Genomic DNA, 21564 nt, shown 5'->3' with positions numbered 1-21564 from the left:
CCAACACCTTATTCATGAGAAAAATTTGTGAACCGAATCTCAAATCTTACCAAAAATAACCTTCAAGAGCAGTAAAAGAAATAATACAAATCCGAAACCTTGTCACGTACGACCTTCTTATCGTAGTCAAAAATAATGAATTATCTGAAGCTTATCGCAGAAAAAAGCAAAAATGAGAGATGGCTCACTCATCCTGTGGATTCAGCCTCGCAAGGCTGAAACAAGGATGAGACTGGCTGGCGAAAATTTTGCCAAAATAGCAAAAACCCTAATGGAAGCCGCCTGATGAAGAAAAGCCTTCTTGCCCTGCTACTGTTGCCCGGCGCTGCGATTGCGCAGTGGAGCCTGCCCGATCTCCCTGCATTTGAGGAACAAAGCCCCGGCGTGTTTATCGCCCAGGGCACACTGGAAAAAGGCAACCGCCCGCTGCGTATAACCCAGGACGAACAATGCTGGCAGCCGAGCGGGGCAATCAAATTAAACCAGATGCTATCACTGGCACCCTGCGCGGGTGATGCGCCTGAATGGCGGTTGTTCCGCAGCGGCAATTATCAGGTGCAGGTCGATACCCGCTCAGGTACGCCCACATTGATGCTGAGTGTGAAACAGGATGAACCGCAAACCGCAGCGGCTGCGGTTCGCCAGTGCCCGAAATGGGACGGCAGCCCGGTCACCGTCTCGGTTAACGATCGCTTTGAAGAAGGCTCGCGGGTACGGGATTTCTACAGCGGCAACAGCGCGACCGTGACCGATGGCAAAATTACCCTGATGCCCGCCGCGACCAGCAATGGGCTGTTACTGCTGGAAGCAGAAGAGACTAACGATAAAGCGCCATTTAGCTGGCATAACGCCACCGTTTACTTTGTACTCACCGACCGCTTCGAAAACGGCAACCCTGATAATGACAATAGCTACGGGCGGCATAAAGACGGCATGGAGGAGATCGGCACTTTCCACGGTGGCGATTTACAGGGCCTGACGCAAAAGCTGGATTACTTGCAGGATCTCGGCGTTAACGCGTTATGGATAAGCGCGCCCTTTGAACAAATCCACGGCTGGGTCGGTGGCGGGACCAAAGGCGATTTCCCGCATTACGCCTATCACGGCTACTACACGCAGGACTGGACCACGCTTGACGCCAATATGGGCACCCGCGACGACCTTCAGAAGATGATTGACGGCGCTCACCAGCGCGGTATCCGCGTCCTGTTCGATATCGTGATGAACCACGCCGGTTACGCCACCCTGGCGGATATGCAGCAATACCAGTTTGGCGCGCTGTATCTGAAAGGTGATGAGATCACCAACATTCTCGGCGAGCGCTGGACTGACTGGAAACCCGGCCCAGGCCAGAGCTGGCACAGCTTTAATGATTACATTAACTTTAGCGATAAAGCCGCCTGGGAAAAATGGTGGGGTAAAAACTGGATCCGCACCGATATTGGTGACTATGACAGCCCCGGTTTTGACGATCTCACCATGTCGCTGGCGTTTCTGCCGGACCTGAAAACGGAGTCCATCACGCCCACCGGACTCCCCAATTTCTATAGTCAAAAACCCGACACCCGGGCGAAAGAGCGGCCTGACTACACGCCGCGCGACTATCTGACCCAGTGGCTCAGCCAATGGGTGCGGGACTTCGGCGTCGACGGTTTCCGGGTCGATACCGCAAAACATGTCGAAATGGGTGCCTGGCAGCAGCTAAAAAATCAGGCCAACGATGCGCTGGTGGAATGGAAAGCCGCTAATCCCGATAAAAAGCTGGACGACGCGCCTTTCTGGATGACGGGCGAGGCCTGGGGGCACGGCGTGATGCAGAGCGATTACTACCGTAACGGCTTTGATGCGATGATCAATTTTGATTATCAGGAGCAGGCGGCGGGTGCAGTAGATTGCCTGGCAAACATTGACCCCATCTGGCAGCAGATGGCGGACAAGCTCCAGCAGTTTAACGTATTAAGTTACCTCTCCTCGCACGATACCCGGCTGTTCCGTGAAGGCGGCACCCGCGCGGCGGAACTGTTGCTGTTAGCGCCGGGCGCGGTGCAGATTTTCTACGGCGACGAGACGGCCCGCCCCTTCGGCCCAACCGGCTCCGATCCGTTGCAGGGCACTCGCTCGTCGATGAACTGGCAGGATATCAAGGGCACGCAGGCCGAATCGCTGGCGCACTGGCAGAAAATTGCGCAGTTCCGCGCCCGCCATCCGGCCATTGGCGAAGGGAAGCACATTCCGTTGAGCGACGACAAAATCTATGGTTTTAGCCGCGTCCAGGGCGATGATACGGTAATGGTGGTTTGGGCAGGCGAACCGCAAAAATGACCCAGACGATTATGCCAGCAGAATCTACGTACCTGGCATAATCGCTAACATTCTTCTGGACGGGCCTGTTTGCGCCGTTGAACAGGTAGCGTTATCGTGAGCCTCTTTTATAAGTATTCGATATCAAGACGGCTATGACTTTTTCTCTGTTCGGCGACAAATTCACCCGCCATGCAGGCATTACACGCCTGATGGAAGATCTTAACGACGGGTTGCGCACGCCCGGCGCAATCATGCTGGGCGGTGGGAACCCGGCGCAAATCCCGGAGATGAACGACTATTTCCAGAAGCTACTGGGTGAGATGCTGGAAACCGGCAAAGTCACTGAAGCGCTTTGCAATTATGATGGCCCGCAGGGAAAAAGCGAGCTGCTGGACGCACTCGCCGCTATGCTGCGTGAAGAATTTGGTTGGGATATCGAACCACAGAATATTGCGCTAACAAATGGCAGTCAGAGCGCATTTTTCTACTTGTTTAACCTGTTCGCGGGTCGCCAGGCGGACGGCTCCACTAAAAAGGCGCTTTTCCCGCTAGCCCCGGAATACATTGGCTATGCAGATTCCGGCCTGGAAGAGGAGTTGTTTGTTTCGGCGCGCCCGAATATTGAGCTGCTGCCGGAAGGCCAGTTTAAATATCACGTGGATTTCGAGCATCTGCATATCGGCGAAGAGACTGCGATGATCTGCGTCTCGCGCCCCACCAACCCGACCGGCAACGTTATCACTGATGATGAGCTCATGAAGCTGGACGCGCTTGCCCACCAGCACGGCATCCCGCTGGTCATAGATAACGCTTATGGCGTCCCGTTCCCCGGCATTATCTTTTCTGAAGCGCGCCCGCTGTGGAACCCGAATATCGTTCTGTGCATGAGCCTGTCGAAACTGGGCCTGCCGGGCAGCCGCTGCGGCATTATTATCGCTAATGAAAAGATTATCTCCGCCGTCAGCAATATGAACGGCATTATCAGCCTGGCGCCCGGCGGCATTGGCCCGGCCATCGCCTGTGAAATGATTAAGCGCAAAGACCTGCTGCGCCTGTCTGAAACGGTGATTAAGCCGTTTTATCAGCAGCGCGTGCAGGAAACGATTGCCGTTATTCGGCGCTATTTACCGGAACAGCGGTGCCTGATCCACAAGCCGGAAGGGGCGATTTTCCTGTGGCTATGGTTTAAAGATTTGCCGATCACCACCGAACTGCTGTATCAGCGGCTGAAAAAACGCGGTGTGTTGATGGTGCCTGGGGATTACTTTTTCCCTGGGCTGGATAAGCCGTGGCCCCACACCCACCAGTGTATGCGCATGAACTATGTGCCGGAGCTGGAAAAAATTGAAGCAGGGGTGAAAATCCTGGCGGAAGAGATTGCGCTCGCCTGGCAAGAGGCCAGCGCATAACGGCTTACCACGCCGCCGCCCGGCGGCGTTTTTCCGCGCTGATTTGCTCGAGCTGTTTGGGGTCCATACAGCGTAACGCCGACGTCGGGCACGCCTCGACACACGCAGGGCCCGCTTCCCGGTGCCAGCATAAATCGCACTTCAATGCCTGTACCTGATGCGCGTTAACGGTGACGACTTCCATCGCGCCGTAAGGGCATGCCACCATACAGGTTTTGCAGCCGATGCAGCGTGCCTGATCCACATAGACAAAATCGCCCCAGCGGGAAATCGCCTGGGTGGGGCAAACCGCGCCACACGGCGCGTCTTCGCACTGGCGGCATACCGCCGCAGTGGACAGCATACCGGTTTTAACCACCCGGATACGCGGCTGGAAGACTTCCGGGCTTACTGCTGAGCAATCCTGCGATGCCTGATGTGAGACGACGCAAGCCACTTCACAGGTACGGCAACCGATGCATTTATTCGATTCGGCAACAATAAAGCGGTTCATTTCCCACTCCATCAGACCCTAAAAGAGCCAGATTGCCAGAAAACACCCGTCATTCTCTTTGATCCTGGCGGGTAAAGAGGCCAGTTTTCGCTCTCTAAGGATTCTGGCGTCAGCTGTTGCCAATACATTCCAGCTAGCTGCCTGTTTTTAAACCATTACCTTTATTTACATTCCGCGGGCGGGCCTCAGCCATAATTAGTTGTATGCCTCCCTGAAAGGAAAAATCTATGCAGCATTTCATTGGCTTCGACGTGGGTGGAACGCACATCAAACATGGCGTGATTGATGAAGAAGGTAATGAGTTGGTTTCCGATGAATACGACACGCCGGAAGATGAGCAAACGTTCCGCAAAAAATGGCAGGAAGTGGTTGAGTCATATCAGAAAGAACATGAGATTGTCGGCATTGGCGTGAGTTTCCCGGGGCACATTAATGCCCATACCGGTGTAGCGGCAAAAGCAGGCGCGCTGGAGTATATGGATGGCGTCAATCTGCTGGAATTGTTCGCCGAACTCACCGATTTACCCGCCATCGTCGAGAATGACGCCAATTGTGCGGCACTGGGCGAACTGTGGCGCGGCGCGGGGAAAGAATATAAAAACTTTGTGTGTATTACCGTCGGGACCGGTATCGGCGGGGGGATTATTCTTGATGGCGAGCTTTACCGGGGCTCACATTATCGTGCCGGAGAGTTTGGCGTGATCCCGGTGGGCAATAACGGCGAGTGTATGCATGAGGTCGCCTCCGCCAGCGGACTGATGGAAGCCTGTCGCCAGGCGCTGGCGCTGTCTGTGGATGAAATGCCGCACGGTAAGGAGCTGTTTGAACGCATGAACAGCGATGTTCATTTACGCGAAGCGATCGATGAATGGGCGCGTAATCTGGCGCGCGGCGTCTACAGCGTTATTTCGATGTTTGATCCGCAAGGGGTGCTCATCGGCGGCGGAATTAGCGAAGAGGAAAAAGTATTTCAGCTGTTAGGACGCCATCTGGAAACCTTTGAGCTATGGGATGATTTGCAGGTGCCGATCCAGCCCTGCGAGCTGGGCAATCAGGCCGGGCGATTAGGCGCGGTATGGCTGGCGAAGAAAAAAATCGCGCCCCGGAAATAAGGGCGCGAGCGTCACGACAGAAAGTTAAAATGCCGCCTGATAGATAGCCACAATCTCTTCATGGGACGCCTGAATCGGGTTGGTCAACCCGCAGGCGTCTTTCAGCGCATTCGTGGCGAGCGTCCCGAAGTCCTGCTCTTTGACATGCAGGTCGCGCAGGCCGGCCGGTATATTAACCCGTTTCGCGAGCTGGCGGATGGCCGCCACGCAGGCTTTTGCACCTTCCTGGGCGCTCATGCTGCTGACATCTACGCCCATTGCCTCGGCGCAATCACGCAAACGCGCGGCGGCTACGCGGCTATTGAACTGCTCAACGTGCGGCAACAGGATGGCGTTACACACGCCATGCGGCAGGTCGTAGAAACCACCCAACTGGTGCGCCATAGCGTGAACGTAGCCGAGCGAGGCGTTATTAAAGGCCATACCCGCCATAAATTGCGCATACGCCATGGCTTCACGCGCTACCAGATTATCGCCTTCCTCTACCGCGACCGGCAGGTGTTTGGTGATCATGGTAATGGCTTTCATCGCACAGGCATCGGTAATCGGCGTGGCGGCAATAGACACATAGGCTTCAATAGCATGGGTCAGTGCATCCATCCCGGTAGCGGCGGTCAGAGATTTCGGCATTCCCATCATTAATGCCGGATCGTTAACCGACATCACCGGCGTAACGTGTTTATCAACAATCGCCATTTTTATATGGCGTTGCTCGTCGGTGATGATACAGAAGCGGGTCATTTCTGACGCCGTGCCTGCGGTGGTGTTAATTGCAATCATCGGCAACTGCGGTTTTGGCGAGCGATCGACGCCTTCGTAATCCCGGATGTCACCACCGTTAGCTGCGACCAGAGCAATGCCTTTCGCACAATCGTGCGGAGAGCCGCCTCCCAGTGAAATAACACAATCACAGTGGCTGGCGCGCAACATCGCCACACCGGCTTCGACATTAGCCGTCGTTGGGTTGGGATGGGTGCCGTCAAACACAACGCTTTTGATATTGCGTTCCGCCAGCGCCTGTTGGAGCAACTCCGCCATCCCGAGTTTCGCCAGCATCATGTCAGTCACGATCAGCGCGCATTTGTAACCATAATCACGGGCAGTATTTAACGCATCATTTAATGAGTTCGTGCCAATAATATTTACGGCAGGAATATAAAATACGGAAGTCATACGTTTTTTCCTTAATAGATTTAAAAAACTTTTCCGTAATATACCTGCGCAATTCAAAAAGGAAGCCGCGAGCAATAAAAATAAATAATAAAAGTTGTTCTGAATAGCAATAAAGCAAAATTAAGAAGTTACTTATTATTAATTAAAATAAATCGAAGCAACGTATTTATAAAAATATATACATTGCTTCGCCGGTACGTTTTTACTGATGGCCAAACAGTGCCGCATCCCGTAATAAATGTTCGTTGCCGCGACGGCGAGTAAAACCGATGCGATCGAAGTACTCCAGGATTTGTATCGCCAGCTTCCTGCCCACATTCAGGCTGTCGCGGAAATCCGCCGCCTGGGTGGATCCTTTTTCGCTGTCCAGTCTGCGGATCAGGTCAGCGAACATCACAATCCGATCGTTACGGTAGTAGCGATCTTTCACGATCGCGGTAATCAGTCCCTGTAACGCAGCCTGACGCAGGAATTTACGCATTTCCTGTTCATCGGTGCCGGTTTCACGAGCGAGATCGCGTACCCACCACGGGTCGTCGCCAAATAGCCCGGCGATGCGATCCCAGCGCTGCTGCTGCTCAGGTGTAAAGCCCGCCTGATGCCCCGGTAAATGCAGCCAGCCCTGGTAGCTCACGATCAGCCCTGCCTCGCGCATTCTCTCGATCAGCGCCAGCACCAGCGGCTCTTCCTGCGAAGGCAGCGCCATACGCCGCAGGCGTTCACGCCCCGGCCCTGGTTCATCGCTATGCTGATCGTGATAGTAGCTGAGGGTATCCAGCAGTTTACGCTGCCAGCGCGCCGCCACTTCGGCGCTAAGTAAATGCTCGCCTGCCTGGAGCCGCTCAGGCCGGTTTAATAACGCCGCCAGGCCTTGCGGCGTCAGTTGGCGGTGCCAGGCGAAATCCGGCAGCGAAACTGCACCGCGCTCAAGATGTAGCGTCAGCGCATCGGCGTCGTCCTGCGCATCGGCAAGACGCGCCAGCCAGTCGAGAAACTCGCTCTGGCGTTTGCCACGGCGCGGCGGCTCCGTCAGTAGCACTCTACCGCCACCCAGGGTGTGCCTGGCGCTGATATCGCGCAAAATCACCCGATCGTTGTCGCACAGCCACAGCGGGGTATCCAGCACCAGCTCGGCAAAGCGCTCGTCGAGCAGGGAAATACGCCCGGTGATATGGCTGGCGGCGTGATGGATATGCAGCGGCTGCCACTGCTGGAACGGCGCCAGGGCATGCGCCTCGACAATTACCCGATCGCAAAGCTGGCGCGGCACGGTGGATAGCAGCCAGTCGCCCCGGCTAATCTGTTCTTTTTGGGCATCGCCGCTGATATTCAGCGCAATGCGCTGCCCGGCGCGCGCCTGTTGGGTATCGGTGTTTTGCGCGTGCAAGCCGCGCACCCGCATCGGCTTATCAACGCCCGTCAGCCACAGCATATCGCCAACGTTGACTTCGCCGCTCAGCGCCGTGCCGGTCACGACCAGGCCCGCACCCTTAACGGTAAACGCGCGGTCAATCGCCAGGCGAAAACGGTGCTCAACGGGGTGCGTTTGCGGTTGCAGTTCACGGATGTGCTGACGCAAGCCGTCAATGCCCTCAGCTTGCGTGGCGGCGGTGACAAACAGCGCCGCCGCAGACCACGCCATGCGCGCCAACAGGTTAGCCACCTCGGCTTTCACTTCATTAATCCGCGCCTCGTCGACCCGATCCGCTTTGGTCAACGCCACGGTGAGCGTTGGGCGTCCAGCCAGTTGCAGCAGGGTTAAATGCTCCTCGGTTTGTGCCATTACGCCATCGTCGCAGGCGACGACCAGCAGGGCATGATCGATACCGCCCACGCCTGCCAGCATATTGGCGAGGAATTTTTCATGGCCCGGCACATCGATAAAGCCAATAACCCGGCCATCTTCCTGCGGCCAGTAAGCGTAGCCCAAATCAATGGTCATGCCGCGCTGCTTCTCTTCCGGCAGACGATCGGCGTTCACGCCGGTCAATGCCTGCAATAGCGTGGTTTTGCCGTGATCAACGTGTCCTGCGGTGGCAATAATCATTTCGTCAACATCTCCATCAAGCGGGCTTCCTCTTCAAGGCAACGTAAATCCAGCCATACCCGGCCATCATAGATACGGCCAATCACCGGCGTGCTTAAACTACGTAGATCGCAAGCCAGTTTTTCCGCCGTGCCGCCACGCCCGTCGCGGGGTGTGAAGGTGATCGCCGCGCTGGGTAACCGATCGACCGGCAACGATCCACTGCCGATCTGCGACTGGCACGGCATAACGGCGACGTCGAATTGATCGCCAAAGCGCTGCTGCAAACCGGGCAACAGGCGTTGGGCCTGTTGATGGATCGACGCGGCATTGCGGGTTAACAACCGCAGCGTGGGAAGCTGTTGCTCCAGCGTTTCCGGGTGTTGATACAGGCGTAAGGTGGCTTCCAGCGCCGCGAGGGTCATTTTATCCGCCCTCAACGCGCGTTTTAACGGGTGGCGCTGCACGCGTTCGATCAGCGCTTTTTTACCCACGATAATGCCCGCCTGCGGCCCGCCCAGCAGCTTATCGCCAGAGAAACTCACCAGGCTGACGCCAGCGGCAATCAGCTCCTGCACCATCGGCTCTTTGGGCAAGCCGTAACGGCTCAGATCCGCCAGCGAGCCGCTGCCTAAATCCGATACCACCGGCACACCGAACGGGTCAGCTAACTGCACCAGTTCCGCTTCGCTGATTGCCCGGGTGAAGCCTTCAATATGGTAATTACTGGTGTGAACTTTCATCAACAACGCGGTGTTTTCACCGATCGCCTGCTGATAATCCGCCGGATGGGTACGATTGGTGGTGCCGACCTCCACCAGTTGGCAACCCGCCTGGCGCATCACATCGGGAATACGGAATGAGCCGCCGATTTCTACCAGTTCGCCACGCGATACCACCACCTCTTTGCCATCGGAACAGGCCGCCAGCATCAACAACACGGCGGCGGCGTTGTTATTGACGATGCAGGCATCTTCCGCGCCGGTAATGTCGCACAGCAGCTGCGCCAGCGCCCGGTCGCGGTGGCCGCGTCCGGCGTCGCCCAGATCGTATTCCAGCGTGATTGCAGAACGCATCACCTTTGCCACGGCCTCGATGGCGCTTTCCGGCTGCAAGGCGCGCCCCAGGTTGGTATGCAGCACCGTGCCGGTCAGATTGAACACCGCCCGGTACGCGCTCTGCGTGGCGGCGCTTAACCGGCTTTCACAGGCGGCAGCCCAGTGCTGGCTCCAGCCCGGCAGCAGGTGGGTTTCACGTACACACTGCCGCGCCTCGTCCTGAAGCTGGCGCAGCATATCGGCGACCTGGGTATGGCCCCAGTTTTCCAGTAAAGGTTGAAAAGCCGCATCCCGCAGCAGGCTGTCCGTTGAGGGGATCTGGCTATAGAGCGAACGGTTTTCTGTGGTCATGGCGCTGAATGGGTTATGGAAAATACCCATCAGTGTACAGGGGGCGATACCCCCTGTCATAGCAGGAGATCATGCCGTTGGCGGTTCAGTGCGGGCAAAGCTCTCGCGCTGGAACAAGGTTTCCACCAGTTTCACCAGTTTTGGGCGATCAACGCACCAGCCCGGCGACACGCGGCGGAAATTGAGATAACCAATGGCACAGGCCACAGCGATAGTGGCGACGTTGAGTTCATCCGCGTTAAGCGTGCCGTCCGCCACGTATTTTTCCAGCATATCCAGGCTGCGGCTGATTTTTTCGCGCTGGCGCAGCAGCTCGGTCTCGGACTGTTGCGCAGCCGGGCGAGCCTGTTCACGTACCGAGACCAGTCCCGCATCCATAATGCCGTCGGCCAGGGCTTCAATCTGGCGTACTTTCAGCGAGGCCATGGGATCACGCGGCAGCAGCGCCGGGGCGATCCCCAACAGCTCCAGATATTCCACAATAATGGGGGAGTTAAACCACACCTCGCCGTCGTCGGTCACCAGCGCCGGGACTTTGCCCAGCGGGTTGTACTGGACGATTTTATTCTGCGCTTCATACGGGGCATCGTTGACGAATTCAAACGTAATCCCTTTCTCAAGCATGATAATTGAAATCTTGCGTACAAACGGGCTGGTGTAGCTACCGACAAGCTTCATGACTGACTCCCTGGATAAACGCCAATAAAGCGATAAGTATGGCGCACTTCAGGCGAAATGGCAGGACGGCAATGCAACTTGCCGTCCCGTTTCCCTGATTAGTGATCGAGATAGAGATAGTGCATCCAGCTGGTCATGCGCAGCAGCACTTTGCGCATCACGGAGACGTGGGTGAAATGCTGCGAGTAGACGGCAACCTGGGCGTAAATGCCGTCCGGTAGCGCATCAATATCTTCACTGGGATCGAGAATAATCGTCGCTATCACCCCGTCGCCGCCGGGGGTAATATTGAGCGTTTGCAGCGTGCCCTGCGACTGATATGCGCCGGTAGGCACAATCGGGCTGATGCCCGCCAGTTTGCCGTGGAATACCTGGCCTGGCAGCGCGTTAAATACCACCTCCGCGTCATCGCCGGGTTGCAGACGCAGCAGCGAGTTCTGACGGAACGCGGCGATAACCTGGCGTTTTTGCTCGGGAATAAACACCATCACCGGGCGCAGCGGCAGGGCCGCCGCATAGGTGCCTGGGCGCACCAGCACCTGGGTGACGTAGCCATTTTCCGGGGCGCGCACTACGGTTTGCGACAGGTTGTAAGTCGCTTCCGCCACCTGGGCACGCAAACTGGCCACCTCTGACTGATCGCCAAACAGCCGGCTGTTGATTTGGCTTTTGATCTGCTGCTGATCGGCCAGCGACGCTTTCAACACCGCTTCCTGGGCCAGATATTGCTGGCGGGCAGTATCAATATCCCGTTCGGAAAATGGGTTGACCTTCGCCTGGCTGCCCCTCAAATAACGCTGATAATCTTTGAAAAATCTATCGCGTTCGGCAGTGGCTTGATCGGTAATCGCCACGGCTTCCTGCAATTGCGATTCCAGTACTTTGGTGGCGTTTTCCGCCGTGACTAAATCGGCCTGCAATTTTTTCAGCCGCGCGGCATAGCGCGTCGGGTCGAGCTTAAACAGCATCTCGCCCTTATTAATCAGCTGGTTTTGTTTTTGCGTCACTTCGATCACCACGCCTGTAACCTGCGGAACAATCGGTATAGAGATCACCGCCTTTTGCGCAGTAAAGGTATAAGGGTGGTTGTAATTCATTAATAAAATTAACGCGCCGACCAAAAATACGCCCCCCAGCGCCGCCGTAGGAATGGTCCATTTATTTACCGGTATTTTGAAAATTTTAAATATCAGCCACGCCAGCGCCACATAGGTGAGGATAATTAGCAGGTCCATAATTATTCACTCGTTTTATTGATTTCTGGAGGGTTCTTCTGACGCGCCAGCTCGTTTTCAAGCACGATAATACGCTGATTTAACGCATCAATTCTTTGGGTATCTTGCATTCCCCACCCGCGTTCTGGGCGATATAGCGTGGCCCATATCCATAAGAAGGGCCAAATAACATGAAGGGTAAAAAGACTGACCCAGCCAGCGACATGAATAGCATCGGCATGCGGGTGATTACGTTTTTTAGCAATTTCATAGGGGATGTCATGAATAATGATGATCCCGTAAAAAATCACCAGAAACACGACCACTAACACGCCAAGTGCAAAATAATTAAGAAACATTGTGGCCTCCATTGGGGAAACCCGCCTTGTCGCCACTGCGCTCATCCGCCGTCGCTTTCGGCAAAATCGTAGAAATGTCCTTAGTGATGGATAACGCTCAGCTTTCAGTGAGCCGATAGCGCTGTTATCGGGCTGTCATGATCTCTTGTTATTAAGTAGCCATTGCAAACCCGTACCGCTTGTTAATTCAATAATAGAATAATTTAGCAACGGGAGTAGCACATCATACCGAAGGATGATCGCCGTGTGCGGAATGTCGCAAAGTTACAGTCTGGCACCACGTCATAGTCAGGTTTGCTGTTGATCACATTCGGTTAAATCCGAGTCAATATTTATTGTGATCACCATCACAAATGAATAACAAACCAACCACGAAATAATGTGATCTTTGTCACATTTAACCCCGTAAAACTGCGCTTTCTTTACCTTTGTTCTTTTTTTACACATGGTATTTGTGATCTTGATCACCTCATATACCTGGCCTACCCCCTTTAAAAGGAGATATAAATCACATTATTTCCCATCAACTGGACAGTTGAACGATTCAGTGCCAGATTTCGCATCACCAGAACATTGAGCCGGCTACCTCTGCCGCCACGTTCACAATAAACCTCGGGCCGCAAGCCTGCGCGTAAACATAAGAAGGGGTGTTTTATGTCATCCGATATCAAGATCAGAGTGCAAAGCTTTGGTCGTTTTCTAAGTAACATGGTAATGCCAAACATCGGCGCATTTATCGCTTGGGGTATTATCACGGCGCTGTTTATTCCCACCGGATGGTTGCCGAACGAAACGTTGGCGAAACTGGTCGGTCCGATGATCACCTACCTGCTGCCGCTGTTGATTGGTTATACCGGTGGCCGTTTGATCGGCGGTGACCGTGGCGGCGTGGTCGGTGCCATCACCACCATGGGCGTGATCGTGGGCGCGGATATGCCGATGTTCCTCGGCGCAATGATTGCTGGCCCTCTGGGTGGCTGGGCGATTAAACATTTCGATAGCTGGGTAGACGGTAAGATCAAATCCGGTTTTGAAATGCTGGTAAACAACTTCTCCGCTGGCATCATCGGTATGATCCTGGCGATTCTGGCATTCCTCGGCATTGGCCCGCTGGTTGAAGCGCTGTCTAAAGTGCTGGCAGCAGGCGTTAACTTCATGGTTGTCCATGATATGTTGCCGCTGGCGTCCATCTTCGTTGAACCGGCCAAAATTCTGTTCCTGAACAACGCGATTAACCACGGTATCTTCTCGCCGCTGGGTATTCAGCAGTCTCATGAACTCGGCAAGTCTATTTTCTTCCTGATTGAAGCTAACCCAGGCCCGGGTATGGGTATCCTGCTGGCGTACATGTTCTTCGGTCGTGGCAGCGCCAAGCAGTCTGCGGGCGGTGCGGCAATCATCCACTTCCTGGGGGGTATCCACGAAATTTACTTCCCGTATGTGCTGATGAACCCGCGTCTGCTGATCGCCGTTATCCTCGGCGGTATGACTGGCGTGTTCTGCCTGAGCGTTCTGGGTGGTGGTCTGGTTTCTCCGGCTTCTCCGGGTTCTATCCTGGCGGTGCTGGCCATGACGCCGAAAGGTGCCTACTTCGCTAACCTGGTGTCTATCTTCGCTGCAATGGGTGTCTCCTTCGTGATCGCCGCTATCCTGCTGAAAACCAGCAAAGTGAAAGAAGAAGACGATATCGAAGCCGCAACCCGCCGCATGCAGGATATGAAAGCGCAGTCCAAAGGCGCGGCGACTCCGCTGTCTGCGGGCGAAGTGACCAACGACCTGAGCCACGTGCGTAAAATTATCGTGGCCTGTGATGCCGGTATGGGATCCAGCGCCATGGGTGCAGGCGTACTGCGTAAGAAAGTTCAGGATGCGGGTTTGACCAACATCTCCGTGACCAACAGCGCCATCAACAGCCTGCCGTCTGATGTGGATGTGGTCATTACCCACCGCGATCTGACCGAGCGTGCTATGCGCCAGGCACCGCAGGCCCAGCACATTTCGCTGACCAACTTCCTGGACAGCGGCCTGTACACCAGCCTGACCGAACGTCTGGTTGCCGCGCAGCGTCACACTGACAACGAAGCAAAAGTGCGCACCAGCCTGCAGGACAGCTTCGACGCCAACGACACCCACCTGTTTAAGCTGGGCGCGGAAAACATCTTCCTGGGCCGCACCGCGAGCAGCAAAGAAGAAGCCATTATTTTTGCTGGCGAGCAACTGGTAAAAGGCGGCTACGTACAGCCGGAATACGTGGATGCGATGCTGGAGCGTGAAAAACTGACCCCGACCTATCTGGGTGAGTCCATCGCGGTTCCGCACGGCACTGTGGAAGCGAAAGACCGCGTACTGAAAACCGGCGTTGTCTTCTGCCAGTACCCGCAAGGCGTGCGTTTCGGCGAAGAAGCGGACGATATTGCCCGTCTGGTTATCGGTATTGCGGCCCGCAACAACGAGCATATCCAGGTCATCACCAGCCTGACCAATGCGCTGGATGATGAAACCGTGATTGAGCGCCTGGCGAACACCACCAGCGTTCAGGAAGTTCTTGACCTGTTAAGCGGTAAGAAAGCGTAACTCCTTTCCCTCTCCCTTCACGGGAGAGGGTTTGGGTGAGGGGCACGACGTTCGGCTCTTCACCCCAACCCTCTCGGGTGATTCATATTTAGGAAGGTTCAGACAATGAAAGCATTACATTTTGGCGCAGGTAATATTGGACGTGGCTTCATCGGCAAACTGCTCGCGGACGCGGGTATCAGCCTCACTTTCGCCGATGTAAACCAGACCGTGCTGGATGCGTTGAACGCGCGTCACAGCTACCAAGTACACGTGGTCGGCGAAAATGAGCAAGTCGCTACGGTATCCGGCGTGAACGCGGTCAGCAGCATTGGCGACGACGTGGTCACCTTAATTTCTGAAGTCGATTTAGTCACCACGGCGGTCGGGCCGGTAGTGTTAGAGCGTATCGCGCCTGCCATCGCGAAAGGCCTGATTATGCGCAGAGCCAACGGCAACACCGCTCCGCTGAACATCATCGCCTGTGAAAACATGGTGCGCGGCACCAGCCAGTTGAAGGGCCACGTAATGGCGGCGCTGGCGGCAGACGATCAGGAATGGGTGGATGAGCATGTCGGCTTTGTGGATTCCGCTGTGGACCGCATCGTTCCGCCGTCCGAATCCGCCACTCACGATCCGCTGGAAGTGACGGTTGAAACCTTCAGCGAGTGGATTGTTGATAAAACCCAGTTTAAAGGCGATCTGCCGACCATTCCGGGCATGGAACTGACCGACAATTTAATGGCGTTTGTCGAGCGCAAACTCTTCACCCTTAACACCGGGCATGCTATAACCGCGTACCTCGGAAAACTGGCAGGTCATCAGACCATTCGCGACGCCATTCTGGATGAGAAAATCCGCGCCGTGGTGAAAGGCGCGATGGCAGAGAGCGGCGCAGTGCTAATTAAGCGCTACGGTTTTGATGCCGATAAACACGCGGCGTACATCCAGAAAATCCTGGGTCGTTTTGAAAACCCGTATTTGAAAGATGACGTTGAGCGCGTAGGCCGCCAACCGCTGCGTAAACTGAGCGCGGGCGACCGTTTGATCAAGCCATTACTGGGTACGCTGGAATACGGTTTACCGCACGACAACCTGGTGCTGGGGATTGCCGCCGCGATGCACTATCGCAGCGAACAGGACCCACAGGCTCAGGAACTGGCGCAACTGCTGGCAGACAAAGGCCCGCAGGCGACGCTTGCCGAAATCTCTGGTCTGGATGCCAACAGCGAGGTTGTGGCAGCGGCAGTTAACGCGTACAACGCGCAACCATGATGTGTCCGGGTGCGGTGCAACCCGCACCCGTTTTTAGATTGTCAGATATGCAGGCAAAAATGGAAGAAACACAGGCCTTTGAAAACCGAGTGCTTGAGCGTCTGAATGCTGGCAAAACCGTCCGAAGCCTGTTAATCGCCGCTGTAGAATTGCTTACCGAGGCGGTCAATATTCTGGTGCTTCAGGTATTCCGCAAAGATGACTACGCGGTGAAATATGCCGTTGAGCCATTGCTGGACGGCGACGGCCCGCTGGGCGATCTTTCCGTGCGATTAAAACTCATCTACGGCCTTGGCGTGATCAGCCGCGCCGAATACGAAGATTGTGAGTTATTAATGGCGCTGCGCGAAGAGTTGAACCACGACGGCAACGAATACGTCTTCACCGACGATGAAATCCTTGGCCCCTTCGGTGAGCTGCACTGCGTCAGCGCCCTGCCGACCGCGCCGGTTTTCGACGTCGACGGCGATCCGGAACTCAATGCCATGCAGAAACAGCGCTACCAGCAAATTGTCCGCTCCACGATGGTCCTCTCTCTGACTGAGCTTATCTCCCGGGTAAGCTTAAAAAAAGCCTTCCAGAAGTAAGCCCGCGCGCAATAGTGTATCCTTGCAATAAATTCCCATTATTTGAGTCTGTATCATGAAAGAAGTCGAAAAAAACGAGATTAAACGTCTGAGCGATCGTCTGGATGCCATTCGCCATCAGCAAGCAGGCCTGTCGCTGGTTGAGCACGCCGAAAAATACGCCGAGCTGGAAAAAGAAAAAGAAACCCTCGAAACGGAAATCACCCGTCTGCACGGCGTGGTCAGCCAGAAGCTCAGCAAAGAAGCGCAGAAGCTGATGGACATGCCGTTTAAGCGCGCCATCACCAAAAAAGAGCAGGCCGATATGGGCAAGCTGAAAAAAAGCGTGCGCGGTTTAGTGGTGGTTCACCCGATGACGGCGCTGGGCCGTGAAATGGGTCTGAAAGAAATGACCGGCTTTGCGAATAGCGCGTTTTAATTCTCGCCGAATTATTGCACCAGTTATTTCCACTGGTGCAAATTATTCCGTCTTTAAATTTTTACTTTCTGATCGCGTATAAAAATCTGGGTACAGTGATTACCGGTTTGAGTAAATAATTTCGTTACCCCGCCTGCGTTTTTTGACCACAATACGCCTGCCGCATCCGCCGTATAACGAAAATGTTCATCCTGATTTAATAAGCCTGCGCAATTCCCGGGCTGGGTGATAGTTGCCGTCATACTCGCATAGCAATAACCGCCTTCTTTGGCGAAGTGCACCGTCTGAATAACGGTATCGCCGATACTGCCGTACGTCATATCAATATCTACGCTCTTTTTTGCCTGTCCTTCAAAATAACGAATGTTAGTGCGGCGTTCATTGGCCGATTTTGCATTTTCGAAGGTGCTGTTAATCAATACATCGCAACCGGTAAACCCGATATTTCGCGCCATGGTGACCGGATCTGAATCATCCGCCGCGGCTACCGATGAAACAAAAACTAACGAGGCCAGCGCCGTTTTAAGCCAGGACATCACATTCTCCTTAACGTTATGCGCGTGGTGAGCAGCGCAGAGTGGCGCTTTTCATCATGCGTGAAAAATTTGCGTAACCTTTACCCTATCGGCTCGAAAAATCAGGACTTTAATTCAGGATCAATCAACGGACCGCTCAAAAAAGTGGCCCAACCAATTCGCAAAAATTTCCCCTCAAAAATCACAAACTCACAAAATACTCGTTACCACCACATTGCATACAGGCAACATTTGGTTAACCATTCATCGACACCGACCCTACATCACACTATTGGTAGGACCACTTTTACAAATGACGTGACGCAAAGCAGAGCGGAGACTCGTTGCGTAGGCGAATTTGCGGTCCTCGGGAGAATTGCATGAGCCTCTGGCAACAAAACTACGATCCGGCTGGTAACATTTGGCTTTCCAGTCTTATCGCATCGTTACCAATCCTGTTTTTCTTCTTCGCGCTGATTAAGCTGAAGCTGAAAGGCTATGTCGCCGCTTCCTGGACCGTGGCGATCGCGCTGGCGGTTGCGCTGTTTTTCTACGATATGCCTGCGGATAACGCCTTCGCGTCAGTGATCTATGGCTTCTTCTACGGCCTGTGGCCGATTGCCTGGATCATCATCGCAGCGGTATTTGTGTACAAAATCTCGGTGAAAACCGGGCAGTTCGACATCATCCGGTCATCAATACTGTCGATTACCCCGGACCAGCGCCTGCAAATGCTGATTGTTGGTTTCTGCTTCGGTGCCTTCCTTGAAGGGGCCGCCGGGTTCGGCGCGCCGGTGGCAATTACCGCCGCCCTGCTGGTGGGCCTCGGCTTTAACCCGCTGTACGCCGCCGGGCTGTGCCTGATTGTTAACACCGCGCCGGTAGCGTTTGGCGCGATGGGCATCCCGATTCTGGTGGCAGGCCAGGTGACCGGTCTGGATAGCTTTGAAATCGGCCAGATGGTGGGCCGCCAGCTGCCGTTCCTGACCATCATCGTGCTGTTCTGGATCATGGGCATTATGGACGGCTGGCGCGGCATCAAAGAGACCTGGCCTGCGGTGATGGTTGCAGGCGGCTCCTTCGCTATCGCCCAGTACCTCAGCTCCAACTTTATCGGGCCGGAACTGCCGGACATTATCTCCTCGCTGGTTTCGCTGGTGTGCCTGACGCTGTTCCTGAAGCGCTGGCAGCCGACGCGCATCTTCCGCTTCGGCGATATGGGCGCATCGGTGGTCGATCAAACGCTGGCCCGCAAAAACTATACGGCTCGCCAGGTAGTTCGCGCGTGGTCGCCGTTCCTGTTCCTCACCGCGACCGTCACGCTGTGGAGTATCCCGCCGTTTAAAGCACTGTTCGCCCCTGGCGGCGCGCTGTACGACATGGTGATTAACGTGTCCGTGCCGTACCTGGACAAACTGGTGGCGCGTATGCCGCCGGTCGTGAACGCCGCCACGCCGTATGCTGCGGTGTACAAATTCGACTGGTTCTCCGCCACCGGCACCGCGATCCTGTTCGCCGGGCTGATCTCCATTGTCTGGCTGAAAATGAAACCCACTGCCGCCATCAAAACCTTCGGCGAAACGCTGAAAGAACTGGCGCTGCCGATCTACTCCATCGGCATGGTGCTGGCCTTTGCCTTTATCTCCAACTATTCGGGCCTGTCATCTACGCTTGCTTTAGCGCTGGCGCATACGGGTTCGGCGTTTACCTTCTTCTCGCCGTTCCTCGGCTGGCTGGGGGTATTCCTGACCGGGTCGGATACCTCGTCTAACGCCCTGTTCGCCGCGCTCCAGGCCACTGCCGCCCAGCAGATTGGCGTATCGGATGTGCTGATGGTCGCCGCTAACACCACCGGCGGGGTAACCGGCAAAATGATTTCGCCGCAGTCCATCGCCATCGCCTGCGCCGCGGTAGGGCTGGTGGGCAAAGAATCGGACCTGTTCCGTTTCACCGTGAAACACAGCCTGATTTTCACCTGCATGGTGGGCGTGATCACCACGCTTCAGGCCTATGTCTTAACCTGGATGATTCCATGACAATAACCACGCTGCGCCTGGCTGACCAACTGGTCGAGCGTATTCAGGCGCTGATCGCGGACCAGCAGCTCGACGGCGGGATGCGCCTGCCGTCCGAGCGCCAGCTGGCGGTGATCCTCGGCGTCTCGCGCAACAGTGTGCGCGAGGCCATTCAGATCCTGATTCGCGAAGGCACACTGGTCAGCCGCCGGGGAGGCGGCACCTTTGTGCGCTATCAGCTCGAACCCTGGTCGGAACAACGCATCGTCCAGCCGATTAAAACGCTGCTGGCGGACGATCCGGGTTATCGCTATGACATTCTCGAAGCCCGCCACGCCATTGAGGCCAGTACCGCCTGGCACGCGGCGTTGCGCGCCACCGAAGCGGATAAAGAGAAACTGCGCTACTGCTTCGACGCCACGCTGAAATTCACCGAGCGTGACGACCCGGATCTCGCCGCCCAGGCCGACGTACGGTTCCACCTGGCCGTGGCGGAGGCGTCGCACAACGTGGTGCTGCTCCAGACCATGCGCGGCTTTTTCGATCTACTGCAATCCTCGGTGATGCAGAGCCGCCAGCGCATGTACCTCGAACCGCCAATTTTTTCGCAGCTCACCGAACAGCACCGCGAGGTGCTGGACGCCATTTTAGCTGGGGATGCCGAGCGGGCGCGCAAAGCCGTCACGCAACACCTCGGCTTTGTCCATTCCACCATTAAACGTCTTGATGAAGATGTGGCGCGCCAGGCGCGAGTCACCCGCCTGCCCGACATCGATGACAATTCCAGGGAGAACGAATGATGATTATTTCCGCCGCAAGCGACTACCGCGCCGCCGCTCAACGTATCCTGCCGCCGTTCCTGTTCCACTACATCGACGGCGGGGCCTATGCCGAATATACCCTGCGCCGCAACGTGGAAGACCTTTCTCAGGTGGCCCTGCGCCAGCGGGTACTGAAAAATATGTCCGACCTGAGCCTCGAAACGAAACTGTTCGACGAAACCCTGTCGATGCCGGTCGCCCTCGCCCCGGTCGGGCTGTGCGGGATGTACGCGCGGCGCGGCGAAGTGCAGGCGGCGAAAGCTGCGGATGCCAAAGGCATTCCGTTTACGCTGTCCACCGTGTCGGTCTGCCCGATTGAAGAGGTCGCGCCGAAAATTCAGCGTCCGATGTGGTTCCAGCTGTATGTCCTGCGCGATCGCGGGTTTATGCGTAACGCCCTGGAGCGCGCCAAAGCGGCGGGCTGCTCAACGCTGGTGTTTACCGTGGATATGCCGACCCCAGGCGCGCGTTATCGCGACGCCCACTCCGGGATGAGCGGTACCAACGCGGCGATGCGCCGTTACTGGCAGGCGGCAACCCATCCGCAGTGGGCGTGGGACGTGGGCCTGCACGGTCGTCCGCATGATTTAGGCAACATCTCGGCTTATCTTGGTAAGCCCACCGGGCTGGAAGATTACATCGGCTGGCTGGCCAATAACTTCGACCCGTCGATCTCCTGGAAAGACCTGGAGTGGATCCGCGAATTCTGGGATGGCCCGATGGTGATTAAAGGCATACTCGACCCGGAGGACGCTAAAGACGCAGTGCGCTTCGGCGCGGACGGAATAGTGGTTTCTAACCACGGCGGCCGCCAGCTGGACGGCGTGCTCTCCTCGGCGCGCGCGCTGCCTGCCATTGCCGACGCGGTGAAAGGCGATATCGCTATTCTGGCTGACAGCGGCATTCGCAGCGGGCTGGATGTGGTGCGAATGATCGCCCTGGGCGCAGATACCGTGCTGCTGGGCCGCGCGTATCTCTACGCGCTGGCGACCCACGGCCAGGCGGGCGTGGCGAACCTGCTGAATCTGATTGAGAAAGAGATGCGGGTGGCGATGACCCTGACCGGCGCGAAATCGATTAAAGAAATCAGCCGCGATTCACTGGTGCCGGACCCGGAGTTTACCTCGGTGTTGGCGTCGTTGCCGGCTTCAAGCGCCAGCGTGTCGAAGCGCGTGGATGCGGCGTAAAGTTGGGTCGCTCTCA

General features: G+C 55.7%; 18 protein-coding genes. 10 read left to right on the top strand and 8 right to left on the bottom strand.

The genetic code is table 11. From position 1 onward, the window contains the following. Nucleotides 1-285: 285 nt before the first annotated feature. The gene (locus tag ACVV26_RS00590; protein WP_474799530.1) at nucleotides 286-2322 is read left to right on the top strand and encodes an alpha-amylase; all 2037 of its coding nucleotides are present in this window, start codon (nucleotides 286-288) and stop codon (nucleotides 2320-2322) included. A gap of 134 nt (nucleotides 2323-2456) precedes the next feature. Further along, nucleotides 2457-3713: a valine--pyruvate transaminase gene (avtA, locus tag ACVV26_RS00585; protein ID WP_474799529.1), complete on the top strand. Its 1257-nt coding sequence runs from the start codon at nucleotides 2457-2459 to the stop codon at nucleotides 3711-3713. A 4-nt stretch (nucleotides 3714-3717) separates the two neighbouring features. On the opposite strand, the gene ACVV26_RS00580 is transcribed toward avtA, so the two are convergent. After that, nucleotides 3718-4206, bottom strand: a complete 489-nt coding sequence (locus tag ACVV26_RS00580; protein ID WP_474799528.1) for a 4Fe-4S dicluster domain-containing protein — start codon at nucleotides 4204-4206, stop codon at nucleotides 3718-3720. Between the two features lie 227 nt (nucleotides 4207-4433). On the opposite strand from ACVV26_RS00580, the gene ACVV26_RS00575 reads away from it, so the two are divergent. Next, nucleotides 4434-5318 carry an ROK family protein gene (locus ACVV26_RS00575; RefSeq protein ID WP_474799527.1) on the top strand — a complete coding sequence of 295 codons (885 nt, stop codon included), beginning with the start codon at nucleotides 4434-4436 and terminating at the stop codon, nucleotides 5316-5318. A gap of 24 nt (nucleotides 5319-5342) precedes the next feature. Here the strand turns inward: ACVV26_RS00575 and yiaY are convergent, their stop codons facing one another. The 6 genes from yiaY to ACVV26_RS00545 all read right to left on the bottom strand — a co-directional run bounded on the left by yiaY (nucleotide 5343) and on the right by ACVV26_RS00545 (nucleotide 12177). Then, on the bottom strand, nucleotides 5343-6491 hold the full coding sequence (yiaY, locus tag ACVV26_RS00570) for an L-threonine dehydrogenase (RefSeq protein WP_474799526.1): 1149 nt from the start codon (nucleotides 6489-6491) through the stop codon (nucleotides 5343-5345). Nucleotides 6492-6693: 202 nt separating this feature from the next. Beyond that, nucleotides 6694-8538, bottom strand: coding sequence for a selenocysteine-specific translation elongation factor (selB, locus tag ACVV26_RS00565; RefSeq protein WP_474799524.1), 1845 nt, complete (start codon nucleotides 8536-8538; stop codon nucleotides 6694-6696). Continuing rightward, the gene (selA, locus tag ACVV26_RS00560) at nucleotides 8535-9926 is read right to left on the bottom strand and encodes an L-seryl-tRNA(Sec) selenium transferase (protein ID WP_474801999.1); all 1392 of its coding nucleotides are present in this window, start codon (nucleotides 9924-9926) and stop codon (nucleotides 8535-8537) included. Before selA ends, selB begins: the two co-directional genes overlap by 4 nt. A 69-nt stretch (nucleotides 9927-9995) precedes the next feature. After that, nucleotides 9996-10604, bottom strand: coding sequence for a glutathione S-transferase (locus ACVV26_RS00555; RefSeq protein ID WP_474799523.1), 609 nt, complete (start codon nucleotides 10602-10604; stop codon nucleotides 9996-9998). Nucleotides 10605-10702: 98 nt separating this feature from the next. Further along, nucleotides 10703-11839 carry an HlyD family secretion protein gene (locus tag ACVV26_RS00550; protein ID WP_474799522.1) on the bottom strand — a complete coding sequence of 379 codons (1137 nt, stop codon included), beginning with the start codon at nucleotides 11837-11839 and terminating at the stop codon, nucleotides 10703-10705. Nucleotides 11840-11841: 2 nt separating this feature from the next. After that, nucleotides 11842-12177: a DUF3302 domain-containing protein gene (locus tag ACVV26_RS00545; protein ID WP_474799520.1), complete on the bottom strand. Its 336-nt coding sequence runs from the start codon at nucleotides 12175-12177 to the stop codon at nucleotides 11842-11844. Between the two features lie 654 nt (nucleotides 12178-12831). On the opposite strand from ACVV26_RS00545, the gene ACVV26_RS00540 reads away from it, so the two are divergent. The 4 genes from ACVV26_RS00540 (at nucleotide 12832) to ACVV26_RS00525 (ending at nucleotide 17010) form a co-directional block, all read left to right on the top strand. Next, on the top strand, nucleotides 12832-14751 hold the full coding sequence (locus ACVV26_RS00540; protein WP_474799519.1) for a PTS mannitol transporter subunit IICBA: 1920 nt from the start codon (nucleotides 12832-12834) through the stop codon (nucleotides 14749-14751). Nucleotides 14752-14856: 105 nt separating this feature from the next. Beyond that, nucleotides 14857-16005: a mannitol-1-phosphate 5-dehydrogenase gene (mtlD, locus tag ACVV26_RS00535; RefSeq protein WP_474799518.1), complete on the top strand. Its 1149-nt coding sequence runs from the start codon at nucleotides 14857-14859 to the stop codon at nucleotides 16003-16005. Then, nucleotides 16002-16592: a mannitol operon repressor MtlR gene (mtlR, locus tag ACVV26_RS00530; RefSeq protein ID WP_312984186.1), complete on the top strand. Its 591-nt coding sequence runs from the start codon at nucleotides 16002-16004 to the stop codon at nucleotides 16590-16592. The genes mtlD and mtlR overlap by 4 nt, the downstream gene beginning before the upstream one ends. A 55-nt stretch (nucleotides 16593-16647) precedes the next feature. Beyond that, complete coding sequence (locus tag ACVV26_RS00525; RefSeq protein WP_474799516.1) at nucleotides 16648-17010, top strand: YibL family ribosome-associated protein; 363 nt, start codon at nucleotides 16648-16650, stop codon at nucleotides 17008-17010. A gap of 53 nt (nucleotides 17011-17063) precedes the next feature. Here the strand turns inward: ACVV26_RS00525 and ACVV26_RS00520 are convergent, their stop codons facing one another. After that, nucleotides 17064-17546 carry a hypothetical protein gene (locus ACVV26_RS00520; RefSeq protein WP_474799514.1) on the bottom strand — a complete coding sequence of 161 codons (483 nt, stop codon included), beginning with the start codon at nucleotides 17544-17546 and terminating at the stop codon, nucleotides 17064-17066. 359 nt (nucleotides 17547-17905) lie between these two features. Between ACVV26_RS00520 and lldP the strand changes: the two genes are divergently transcribed. The 3 genes from lldP to lldD are packed head-to-tail and all read left to right on the top strand — an operon-like array spanning nucleotide 17906 to nucleotide 21548. After that, nucleotides 17906-19561 carry an L-lactate permease gene (gene lldP / locus ACVV26_RS00515; protein ID WP_474799513.1) on the top strand — a complete coding sequence of 552 codons (1656 nt, stop codon included), beginning with the start codon at nucleotides 17906-17908 and terminating at the stop codon, nucleotides 19559-19561. Next, a complete protein-coding gene (gene lldR, locus ACVV26_RS00510) occupies nucleotides 19558-20340 on the top strand; it encodes a transcriptional regulator LldR (protein WP_312984178.1) in 783 nt (260 codons plus the stop codon). Before lldP ends, lldR begins: the two co-directional genes overlap by 4 nt. Beyond that, nucleotides 20340-21548: an FMN-dependent L-lactate dehydrogenase LldD gene (gene lldD, locus ACVV26_RS00505; RefSeq protein WP_474801996.1), complete on the top strand. Its 1209-nt coding sequence runs from the start codon at nucleotides 20340-20342 to the stop codon at nucleotides 21546-21548. The genes lldR and lldD overlap by 1 nt, the downstream gene beginning before the upstream one ends. Nucleotides 21549-21564: the final 16 nt, after the last annotated feature.

The organism is Atlantibacter sp. MEI4A-1023 (assembly GCF_056155425.1).
Note: the sequence above shows the minus strand (reverse complement) of the source record. Positions and strands in the feature narration are given on the sequence as shown.